This window comes from Aminobacter sp. P4_D5 (genome assembly GCF_056401815.1).
This window is the reverse complement of the sequence record NZ_JBFUIP010000062.1, coordinates 22,126-32,668: the sequence shown is the minus strand read 5'-3', so window position 1 is coordinate 32,668 and position 10,543 is coordinate 22,126. Positions and strand designations below refer to the sequence as shown.

General features: G+C 61.8%; 12 protein-coding genes and 1 pseudogene. 10 read left to right on the top strand and 3 right to left on the bottom strand.

Features of this window, described 5'->3' with window-relative positions; genetic code table 11:
- From AC1DWF_RS15425 to AC1DWF_RS15400, 6 genes and pseudogenes are all read left to right on the top strand, one after another.
- Positions 1-209 (top strand): annotated as a pseudogene (locus AC1DWF_RS15425) (hypothetical protein); the annotation flags it as partial.
- Between the two features lie 10 nt (positions 210-219).
- Positions 220-603, top strand: a complete 384-nt coding sequence (locus AC1DWF_RS15420) for a hypothetical protein (RefSeq protein WP_476788039.1) — start codon at positions 220-222, stop codon at positions 601-603.
- Between the two features lie 12 nt (positions 604-615).
- A complete protein-coding gene (locus tag AC1DWF_RS15415; protein ID WP_476788038.1) occupies positions 616-783 on the top strand; it encodes a hypothetical protein in 168 nt (55 codons plus the stop codon).
- A gap of 10 nt (positions 784-793) precedes the next feature.
- Positions 794-2,191, top strand: coding sequence for an APC family permease (locus AC1DWF_RS15410; protein WP_476788037.1), 1,398 nt, complete (start codon positions 794-796; stop codon positions 2,189-2,191).
- Positions 2,192-2,249: 58 nt separating this feature from the next.
- Positions 2,250-2,948 (top strand): hypothetical protein, encoded by a 699-nt coding sequence (locus tag AC1DWF_RS15405; RefSeq protein ID WP_476786850.1) that lies wholly within the window; start codon positions 2,250-2,252, stop codon positions 2,946-2,948.
- 7 nt (positions 2,949-2,955) lie between these two features.
- Entirely contained in the window at positions 2,956-3,222 is a 267-nt protein-coding gene (locus AC1DWF_RS15400; protein WP_476786851.1) for a hypothetical protein, read from the top strand.
- 35 nt (positions 3,223-3,257) lie between these two features.
- Here the strand turns inward: AC1DWF_RS15400 and hppD are convergent, their stop codons facing one another.
- Complete coding sequence (gene hppD, locus AC1DWF_RS15395; protein WP_476841809.1) at positions 3,258-4,370, bottom strand: 4-hydroxyphenylpyruvate dioxygenase; 1,113 nt, start codon at positions 4,368-4,370, stop codon at positions 3,258-3,260.
- Positions 4,371-4,494: 124 nt separating this feature from the next.
- Between hppD and AC1DWF_RS15390 the strand changes: the two genes are divergently transcribed.
- Positions 4,495-4,962: an Lrp/AsnC family transcriptional regulator gene (locus tag AC1DWF_RS15390; RefSeq protein WP_476788036.1), complete on the top strand. Its 468-nt coding sequence runs from the start codon at positions 4,495-4,497 to the stop codon at positions 4,960-4,962.
- Positions 4,963-4,964: 2 nt separating this feature from the next.
- On the opposite strand, the gene AC1DWF_RS15385 is transcribed toward AC1DWF_RS15390, so the two are convergent.
- The gene (locus tag AC1DWF_RS15385) at positions 4,965-5,420 is read right to left on the bottom strand and encodes a MarR family winged helix-turn-helix transcriptional regulator (RefSeq protein ID WP_476787440.1); all 456 of its coding nucleotides are present in this window, start codon (positions 5,418-5,420) and stop codon (positions 4,965-4,967) included.
- An 84-nt stretch (positions 5,421-5,504) separates the two neighbouring features.
- Between AC1DWF_RS15385 and hmgA the strand changes: the two genes are divergently transcribed.
- Genes hmgA through maiA form a run of 3 tightly spaced genes read left to right on the top strand, consistent with a single transcriptional unit; the run spans position 5,505 to position 8,526 of the window.
- Positions 5,505-6,854 (top strand): homogentisate 1,2-dioxygenase, encoded by a 1,350-nt coding sequence (gene hmgA, locus AC1DWF_RS15380; protein ID WP_476788035.1) that lies wholly within the window; start codon positions 5,505-5,507, stop codon positions 6,852-6,854.
- A gap of 13 nt (positions 6,855-6,867) precedes the next feature.
- Positions 6,868-7,884, top strand: coding sequence for a fumarylacetoacetate hydrolase family protein (locus AC1DWF_RS15375; protein WP_476841808.1), 1,017 nt, complete (start codon positions 6,868-6,870; stop codon positions 7,882-7,884).
- A gap of 6 nt (positions 7,885-7,890) precedes the next feature.
- Positions 7,891-8,526 carry a maleylacetoacetate isomerase gene (gene maiA / locus AC1DWF_RS15370; RefSeq protein WP_476785436.1) on the top strand — a complete coding sequence of 212 codons (636 nt, stop codon included), beginning with the start codon at positions 7,891-7,893 and terminating at the stop codon, positions 8,524-8,526.
- 3 nt (positions 8,527-8,529) lie between these two features.
- Here maiA and AC1DWF_RS15365 read toward each other — a convergent pair whose 3' ends face one another.
- Positions 8,530-10,542: a putative 2-aminoethylphosphonate ABC transporter permease subunit gene (locus AC1DWF_RS15365; protein ID WP_476841807.1), complete on the bottom strand. Its 2,013-nt coding sequence runs from the start codon at positions 10,540-10,542 to the stop codon at positions 8,530-8,532.
- Position 10,543: the final 1 nt, after the last annotated feature.

Here is a 10,543-nt window from a genome sequence, read left to right as displayed (position 1 = left end):
GGTGCACCATGTTGTTCGCGCTGTTCAACATCTGGTCCTACATCTCGATCCCGGCCATCCGCGTCATCTTGTCGATTGCCTGCGCCCTGGTGCTGACATTCAACACGGCGGCCATCGTCGCCATGCTGCGCCACTACGTCGAAGACAAACACTTCATCTATGGCCTCGACATCAAKCATCTCGACGAGATGCGCCGGCGTCGCGGCTAAGGAGCGGACAATGGCTTACAAACCTCCGAAACAGGGCCTCGCCGGCCAGATTTTCGACGTCGTGACCTTGCTCGTGCTGACCATCGGCGCGCTCTATATTCCGCTCTATCTGGGCCTCGCCGGCGCGGTCAAAGTGCCAAACCCGATCGCCAATCCGACCTGGGAAGCGCTTGGCCAGAACGCCGCCGAGCAGCAGCAATGGGCGGCCCTTGGCATCACCGACCCGGCAGCCGCCAATGACATCATCACAGCGCGGTTCGACTACAGCTTCAGCTGGGTCGCGCTTGTCGTCATGGTCGTGCTGGTCATCGGCTACTTCGTCATGGTCGTGCGATTATCCGACAAGGAATACCGCGAAGTCATCGAAGAACGCTTCGGCAACAAGAAGCACTAGGGAGAGGCCACAATGGATACCTGGAACATCCTTGAATATGTGGCCTGGGCGCTGTCAGCCATGTTCGGCGTGCTGATGCTCATCGACCTCGTCCGCATCGATACGACTTATGACAACGAACTGCTGATCTCCTCTCGCGAAGGCGAGATCGAGGCGACCGCAGAACGCCACGAGATCTGAGGGGACGACGATGGCAAATGTTACATCCACTGCGGCGGAGCCTGAACGGCTTCAGCTGCTGCGCGTGCTTGGTCCCGCCCATATTTGGGCACTAGGCGTCGGCATCGTTCTGGTCGGCGAATATATGGGCTGGAATTTCTCGGTCGGCAAAGGCGGCATGATTGCTGGCCTGATCGCCTGCTGGGTCGCGGGACTGCTCTATACTTGCGTCGCCATGATCGACTCCGAGGTGACCTCGACGGTTGCCGCGGCCGGCGGCCAGTACGCCCAGGCCAAGCATATCGTCGGCCCGCTCATGGCCTTCAATGTCGGCCTGTTTCTGGTCATGGCCTACACCATGCTCGAAGCAGCCAACGCGATCACCGTCGGCTTCTTGCTCGACACCGTCGCCGGCATGCAGGGCCATACCGGGCTCAACCAGCACCCCTTCATCATCCTCGCCATCATGTTTCTGGCGTGGCTCAACTATCGCGGTGTGCTTGCGACGCTGACCTTCAACCTGGTCATCACCGCCGTCGCGTTCGTGGCCATCATCACGCTGTTCATCTCGGTGCAGTTCGGCGCATCCAACGTGCCGCTCGACTTCTCGGCTGTTACCACCGATCCGCTGCCTTACGGCTGGGTCGGCATCGTCGCCGCGCTTCACTTCGGCCTGTGGTACTATCTCGGCATCGAGGGAACTTGCCAGGCGGCAGAGGAAGTGCGCTCGCCGGCGCGTTCGCTGCCGTACGGCACCATGGCCGGCATCATGACGCTGCTGATCGCGGCGACCATGACCTGGTATGTCTGTTCGGGCCTCATCCCGTGGGAATATCTCGGCCAGGCCGGCACCCCGCTGTTCGACGCCGCTCGCGTCACCGGCAGCACACCGCTGATGGTCCTGCTCTTCGTCGGCACCGCCTTTGCAACGCTCGCCTCGGCGAATGGCTGCATCAACGACGCCTCGCGCGCCTGGTTCTCGATGGGTCGCGATCGCTACCTGCCGAGCTGGTTCGGTGCCGTGCACCCAGTCTACCGCACGCCGTACCGCGCCATCGTCTTTCTGGTTCCGATCGCGCTCATCTTCGCGCTCGGCGCACCGCTCGACCAGGTCGTCACTTTCTCGATCCTGTCGGGCCTGCTCGGCTACACCTTCATGACCTTCAACATGGTGATGTTCCGCAACAAGTGGCCGCTCGACACCATCAAGCGCGGCTATGTCCATCCGTTCCACCCGCTGCCGACGATCGTCCTGCTGATCCTGTGCTCGACCGCCTATTTCGCCGTGTTCCTCGGCTATGGCACGCAGCTCAGTGCGATGATGTGCTTCTACATCGTGGCATCGCTCTGGTTCCACTTCCGCCGCTACCAGTTCGTGCGCCGCGGCGACCAGTTCACCATGCCTTGGCCGAAGCCGGTCGGCTACTGACCATGCCAGGAGAGGCGGCGCAAACCCGCGCCGTCTCTCACTTAACAAGGCGCCTCGAATGATCACCACGATCGCCCTTTCGGCCTTTGCCGTCATCTGCTGCGGCTGGATGGGCACTCGTGCGCTGAGCGAGCACCGCTCGGCGCTGGCCCAGCGCCACGGCTTGCTCGATGACTCGGCAGCGCTATTTGCCAATGCCCACATCACCTTCGGCCCTGATCATTTCCCGACCCTTGTCGGCCGCCTCGACGATGGCCGCCAGGCCAAGGTCGAGCTCATCGTCGACACCATGGTTTTCCGCCGGCTGCCCCAGCTGTGGCTGAGGGTGACCTTGAGCGAAACCGGAGCGTTGAAACGGCCGACGATCGGCGCACTCGCCCGTCCGACCGGCGCGGAATATTATTCGCTGGTCCACGACATGGCGGAATGGATGACCCCGCCACAGACCGAAGCCTCACTTTTGATGCGCGGTGACGGCAGCGCAACATCCTGGCAGGTCGAGCGCGTTTCGGCCCTGTTTCGCAACCTGTTCGCCGACCCGCAAATCAAGGAAGCCGTCATCACGCCGCGTGGCACCCGCATCATCCGCCAGGCCGCTCAAGGCGAGCCCGGCGCGCATCTTCTGCTGCGGCAGATCCGTTTTCCGCTAACTGCGATTTCGCCCGAACTCGTCAGCCTGGCCATTGCCGAGGCAAACGCGCTGAGCGAGGTGTTTGCCGAAGCGGAAGCCGCAATCCACACCTACGAAGCTGCCTGAGGTTCCCATGTCCAAGCCGATCAACCCCTATATCGTGCTGGCGCTGGCGATCGTTTTGCCAGGGGCAGGGCATGTCGCTGCGCGCGATGCCACGCGCGGGCTCGCCTTCGCCTTCTTCGTCGTTTTGTTTTCGGTGATCACTTACGCCACGACCACGCCCGACCAGAGCTTCATCGGCCGCCATGCCGGCGGGCTGTTCGTCTGGGCGCTGTCGATCCCGGATGCCTATCGCCGGGCGCGTATTCAGGCTGCCACGACGCAGCGCGCGACCTGAGGCCCGGCTTCTCGTCGAAGCCGGGCCTTTTATGCTCAGGCCGCCGCGTTATTGGAGATCGCGCCGCGCCGGATCTGGTCTTCTTCGATCGACTCGAACAGGGCGCGGAAGTTGCCCTCGCCGAAGCCTTSRTCGCCCTTGCGCTGGATRARCTCRAAGAAGATCGGYCCGATCACSGTCTTGGWGAATATCTGCAGCAGGATCTTGGTCATGCCGCCATCGACCACGCCTTCGCCGTCGATCAGGATGCCGTATTTCTTCATCCGTTCGATCGGCTCTTCATGGCCATGCACGCGGGTGTGCGACAGCTCGTAATAGGTGTCGGGCGGGCCGGGCATGAACTTCAGGCCCTTGTCGGCGATCCTGTCGGTTGAGCTGTAGATGTCGTCGGTGCCAACGGCGATGTGCTGGATGCCTTCGCCCTTGTACTTCCGCAGATATTCCTCGATCTGGCTGGTGTCGTCCTTGGACTCGTTCAGCGGGATGCGGATCTTGCCGCAGGGCGAGGTGATCGCGCGGCTCACCAGGCCGGTGATGCGGCCGTCGATATTGAAGAAGTGGATCTGCTTGAAGCCGAACAGCTCGCGGTAGAAGTCCCACCACTTGTCCATGTTGCCGCGATAGACATTGTGGGTGAGGTGATCGAGGAAGTAGAAGCCGACACCTGCGGGCTTCGGATCGGCTTTGCCAAGCCAGTCGAATTCCGCCGCATATGTCGAGCCCTTCGCGCCATATTTGTCGACGAAGTAGAGCAGCGACCCGCCGATTCCGACTATCGCCGGTACGTCGAGCGCCTTGTCGTCGCCGGTGTAGGGCTCAGCCCCCTTCAAAACCGCATGATCGAAGGCATGCTTGGCATCAACCACCCGCCAGGCCATCGATGCGGCACAAGGGCCGTGCTCGCCCACGAAGCGCATGGCATGGCTGCCTGGCTCGGCATTGATCAGGTAGTTGATGTCGCCCTGGCGCCAGACGGTGATGTTCTTGGTCTTGTGACGTGCAACTGGCACATAGCCCATGCGGGCGAACAGCTCTTCGAGCTTCTCCGGCTCGGGATGGGCGAATTCAACGAATTCGAATCCGTCGGTGCCAGCGGGGTTGTCGGCGCTGATCCTGGCCGGCGGCGCATCGTGCGGAAACGGACCCATGCAAATTCCTCCTCAAAATTAGGTGACGCGTATTGTGCTCCCTATTCGATGCAATGTGCTTGCATTCTTATGCCATATGGACCGATCTATGCATGAAACGCGCACGGAAGTGGAGAAGCATGCAATGGGTGACGGTCTCGACCAGTTCGACCTCAAGATCCTGCGCGAGCTGCAGCGCGATGGGCGGCTAACCAACAACGAGCTATCGGAAAAGATCGCCCTGTCGGCCTCGCAGTGCTCCCGCCGTCGCGTTCGGCTGGAGGCTGACGGTTTCATTCGCGGCTATCAGGCGATGTTGGATCGGGAGAAGCTGGGGCTCGACCTCCTCGTGGTCATCTCCGTGACGCTGGCTACCCACAACCGCGACAATGCCCAGCGCTTCGCCCGTCTGGTCAACGACCTGCCCGAAGTGCTGGAGGCCTATTCGTTGACCGGCGAGATGGACTATCACCTGAAGGTCGTGGTGCGCGGGCTCTCCGACCTGTCGCGCTTCGTCAACGAGGTGCTGTTGCCGCATGACGCCGTGCAGCACGTCAAGACATCGATCGTGCTGACCACGCTCAAGCAGTTCGGGGCGCTGCCGATCGGCTGATATCAGCGCCTCTTGCGAGGTCCCGCCAGTAGCGCCTGCTCGACATCCGCCAACCCCGCTTCGATGCTCTCAATCGCGCCGTGGCCAAGCGTTTGCTCAAGGCTCGCCTGATAGCTGCGGGCAAGTGCTGCAATCTCTCGGTAGCTCTTCTGGCCCAGCGCAGTCAGCTCTAGATGCTCGACCCGCCGGTCGGCATCGTCCTCCGTGCGTTTCAGCCAGCGGCGCTGTTCGAGCGCACGCACGGCGCGGCTGACCTTGGTCTTGTGCATGTTGGAATGTACCCCGACCTCGGTCGCCGTCATTTTTCCAACGCTGCCAAGGGCAGCCAGCGTGCGCCACTCTGGCCGCGTGATCTGGTAGCGCTGTTTGTATTCGCGTGCGAAGCTCAGGCTGATCAGCTCGGCTGCGCGGTTGAGCCGATAGGGCAGGAAGCTCTCGAGATCGAAGGGCGCGGGCATCGAACAGCCTTTGATAGTTACAAAATCGACGGTTACAATTGCAACCAATTCGACGATCTCATGTGCTCACGGGAGGTGCAAGCCATGCTGGACAAAACCGAAAAGCAGGTGGCCGCTGCCACCGATGTGAAATACATGCCCGGCTTCGGCAACGACTTCGAGACCGAGGCGCTGCCTGGCGCTCTGCCGCAGGGTCAGAACAGCCCGCAAAAGTGCAACTACGGCCTCTATGCCGAGCAGCTTTCAGGCTCGCCCTTTACCGCGCCGCGCGGCACCAACGAGCGCTCCTGGCTCTACCGCATCCGCCCAAGCGTGCGCCACACCAAGCGTTTTTCAGCCGCGAGCTACCCGCACTGGAAGACTGCCCCTTGCCTTGACGATCATTCGCTCGCGCTCGGCCAGTTGCGCTGGGGCCCGCTGCCTCAGCCCAAGGAGAAGCTCAACTTCATCCAGGGCATCCGCACCATGACGACGGCGGGCGACGCGATGACCCAGGTCGGGATGGCAGCGCATGTCTACGCCTTCAACGACGACATGGCCGACGACTATTTCTTCAATGCCGATGGCGAATTGCTGATCGTGCCCGAGGTGGGATCGATCCGCATCTTCACCGAAATGGGCATCATTGATGTCGAGCCGTCGGAGATTTGCCTGATCCCGCGCGGCATGATGTTCAAGGTTTCGCTGCTCGGCGAGGGCGAGACGCGGCGCGGCTACATCTGCGAGAATTACGGCGCCAAATTCACCATGCCCGACCGTGGCCCGATCGGGGCCAATTGCCTGGCCAATCCGCGCGACTTCAAGACGCCGACCGCAGCCTATGAAGACAAGGAAACGCCTTGCCGCGTGCTCGTTAAATGGTGCGGCAAGTTCCATGTCACCGAGATCGGCCATTCGCCGCTCGATGTGGTCGCCTGGCACGGCAACTATGCGCCGTTCAAATATGATCTGCGCACCTTTTCGCCGGTCGGMGCGATCCTGTTTGACCACCCCGACCCGTCGATCTTCACGGTGCTGACGGCCCCGACGGAAGAAGCGGGCACGGCCAACGTCGACTTTGTCATCTTCCCGCCGCGCTGGCTGGTGGCCGAGCACAGCTTCCGCCCGCCCTGGTATCACCGCAACATCATGAGCGAGTTCATGGGCCTGATCTACGGCCAGTACGACGCCAAGGAGGAGGGCTTCGTGCCGGGCGGCATGAGCCTGCACAACATGATGCTGCCGCACGGGCCTGACGCCATGGGCTTTGAAAAAGCGTCGAACGGCGAGCTCAAGCCGGTCAAGCTCGACCACACAATGGCTTTCATGTTCGAGACGCGATTTCCCCAGCAGCTGACCAAATTCGCCGCCGAGCTGGAAACTTTGCAGGACAATTACATCGATTGCTGGGATGGTCTCGAACGCAAATTCGACGGCACACCTGGCATCAAGTGAAGACGGGAACACCATGAAACTCGCGACACTGAAAGATTCTACCCGCGACGGCCGCCTTGTCGTCGTTTCGAAAGACCTGACCCGCTGCTCGGAAGTTGGCCACATTGCCCGCACCTTGCAGGCGGCACTCGACGACTGGGCCCATGTCGGCCCGCGCCTAGCCCTTGTCGCCGAGGGCATAGAGACCGGCAGCCAGCCGACCCTGCGCTTCCACGAACATGATGCCGCCTCACCCTTGCCGCGCGCCTAYCARTGRGCYGAYGGCTCGGCCTATGTGAACCATGTCGAGCTGGTGCGAAAGGCCCGGGGCGCCGAGATGCCGGCRAGCTTCTGGACCGACCCGCTGATCTATCAGGGCGGCTCGGACGCGTTTCTTGGGCCCCGCGATCCAATCGAGATGGCCGACGAAGCCTGGGGCATCGATCTCGAAGGCGAAGTGGCGGTCATCGTGGATGACGTGCCGATGGGCGCGACCCGCGACGAGGCGCATGCGGCGATCCGGCTGGTCATGCTGGTCAATGACGTGTCGCTGCGCGGGCTGATCCCGGCCGAACTCGCCAAGGGTTTCGGCTTTTACCAGTCGAAGCCCTCCACGGCGTTCTCGCCGGTGGCGGTGTCGCCGGACGAGCTGGGCGATGCCTGGCATGGCGGCAAGCTGCATTTGCCGTTGCTCGTGGGCGTCAACGACAAGGCCTTTGGCCGCGCGAATGCCGGCATCGACATGACCTTTGATTTCCCAACGCTGGTCGCCCATGCCGCCAAGACCCGGCCATTGTGTGCTGGTACCATCATCGGTTCGGGCACTGTGTCCAATAAGCTCGACGGCGGCGCGGGCAAGGCGATCTCGGCAGGAGGTGCTGGCTATTCCTGCATCGCCGAGATCAGGACCATAGAAACCATCGAGACAGGTGCGCCCGTCACACCATTCTTGAAGTTCGGCGACCAGGTCCGTATCGAGATGGACGATGCCGATGGCCATTCGATATTCGGGGCTATCGAACAGACCGTGACCCGATACGAAAAGGCCTGAGCCACGATGACCGACGCCGTCCTGTTCGACTACTGGCGCTCGTCGGCGAGCTACCGCGTGCGCATCGCGCTCAACATGCTCGGGCAGGAGTTTCGTTCTGTGTCCGTCGACCTGCTGGCCAGGGGCCAGAAATCATCGGAGCATCTGGCGCGCAACCCGCAAGGGCTGGTGCCGGTGCTGGAGATCGACGGCCACGCCTTCACCCAGTCGCTGGCGATCATCGAATATCTCGATGAAACACGCCATGCCGGCTTCCTGCCTGCCGACCCGGTCGGGCGCCAGCGCGTGCGCCAGCTGTCTTATGCGATTGCCATGGAAATCCATGCGGTCTGCAACACCGGCGTGGTCGCCGAGCTGATGCGGGTCACAAGCGACGGCGAGGCGCCGCGCGATGCCTGGATGCAGAAATTCATCGGCGATGGCATGACAGCCTTCGAGAAATTGCTCGATCATCCCGAGACCGGCAAATTCTGCCATGGCGACACGCCTGGCATGGCCGATTTCTGCCTGGTACCGCAGGTCTACAACGCGCGCCGCTGGAACATCGATCTCTCGGCGCTACCGCGCGTCCTCGACATCGCCGGACGTTGCGAAGGCCTCGATGCCTTCGCCAAGGCTCATCCCGATCGGGTCAAGCCGTGATCCCTACCGCTGCCGCCAGGCCTGGGTGCGGGTGATCAGCACTTTCGACAGGAACAGGTGGATCAGGCGGGCTGCGGCGTTGGTGTAGAAGATCATCATTGCCATGGCCGCTGCCGGTGCCACGTCGCCGGCGTCGTCCATGTTGAGCACGGCGACCGAAGCCAGTGCGGTGTCCTTCGAATAGAGGAACACCACAGCCGACACCGTCGTCATGGCGTTGACGAACAGGTAGATCAAGATGTCGAGGATCGCCGGCAAGCAGACCGGTACCGTGACCCGCGCAAACAGCTTGTAGAAGGGCTGCTTGAGCGACGCCGCCACCGGCTCGAACTCCTGGTCGATCTGCTTCAGCGCCGTCAGCGCGGTCAGGTGCCCGACGGTGTAGAAGTGGGTGATGGTGCAGACGACCAGAATGGTCATGGTGCCGTAGATGGCGTGCAGCGGGTTGGCTGGGTCGTTGAAGAAGAAGATGTAAGCAAGACCCAGCACCATGCCCGGCACCGCCATGGGCAGYATGGCGAGGAACTGGAATGCCGACCGTCCTGTACGGAAGCCTTCGGTCTTTTCGACCATATAGGCGCCGACAAAGACGATGATGGTGCCGAAGATCGCGGTGAGGCCTGCAAGCCGGATCGAGTTGTAGTACGAACCCCATCCACCGCCGTCCATGCGGTCGAAAGCGAAGTGCTTGAGGCTGAAGCTGAGATCGTAGGGCCACAGCTTGACCAGGGCTGCGAGCTGGCTCGTTGCCATGATGCCGAGGATGAATACGGCGATCAGCGAACACCAAGTCAGGCAAAGCGTGTCGAAGCGCCGGTTCGGCTTCGGCTGATAGGGCACCGAGCGCGCTGACAGGAGCGCAACCTGCTTTTTCTGCACCATGCGGTCGACGACGAAGGCGGCGATAGCCGGGATCAGCAGGATCACCGAAACGACCGCGCCCATCTCGAAATTCTGCTGGCCGATGACCTGCTTGTAGATGTCGACGGCGAGCACGTTGAACTGGCCGCCGATGACCTTCGGCAGGCCGAAATCGGTGATGACGAGGGTAAAGACGACAAAGGCCGCCGAAATCAAACCATAGCGCGCGCCGGGGATGGTCACCGTCCAGAAGGTGCGCCAGCTGCTGGCGCGCAGCGAGGCGGCCGCCTCATAGTGGCGCTGGTCGGAGATCGCCAATGCCGTCGAAATGATAATCATGGCGTGCGGGAAAGCGAAGAACACCGAGCCGATGACGATGCCGAGCGGCCCGTAGATAGGCACCCCCATCAGGAGGTCCTTGAGCAGCCCCTGATTGCCGAACAGATAGATCAGCGCAATGCCGGGCAGCAGCGACGGCACCAGGATCGGCACCATGGCGACCAGCTTGAACGCATCCTTGAAACGCATGCAACTGCGGTTGAGCGCATAAGCGAAGCCGAAGGCCAGCCCGACTGTCACGATGGTGGAGATGAAGGCGATGAAGACCGAGTTTTCGATCGAGCGGAACAGCGTCGGCGTCGAGAAATAGGTGGAGTAGTTTTCGAGACCGATCGCACGCGCCGGTCGAAGCATCACACGACGGAATTCGTTGGAGCTGAGCTCAAGCCATTCGGTGCCTTTGTGCAGCTGCAGGCCGACGAGGAAAGAAGCATCTTCGGTTGTGCCGCGGATCTTGTATTTCACCGGGCTGCGGAAGCTGAAATCGGGGAAAAAGGTCGTCGCTTGCAGGCGGCCATCGGAATTGGTCGCAAGCTTCTGCGGCGAAACGACCGCGAGTTTGTCGTTGAGGGCCGCAGCGGTGACCGGCGCACCCCAATTGCCGTCCTTGTCGCTCACCTGGAACTCGAACCTGGCAAGGTCGAAACTATAGGTCGAAAACGATTTCGACAGCATGATGTAGAGCGGGGCGGCCAGCGCCACGATGAGATAGAGCGCGATGACCACCATCAGGCCGCGCTTGATCATTTCATCCCGGTCAAGCGAAACCTTCAGCTTGCGGCCCGCCGGCAGGACGGCGTCGATTGCCATCGCCATG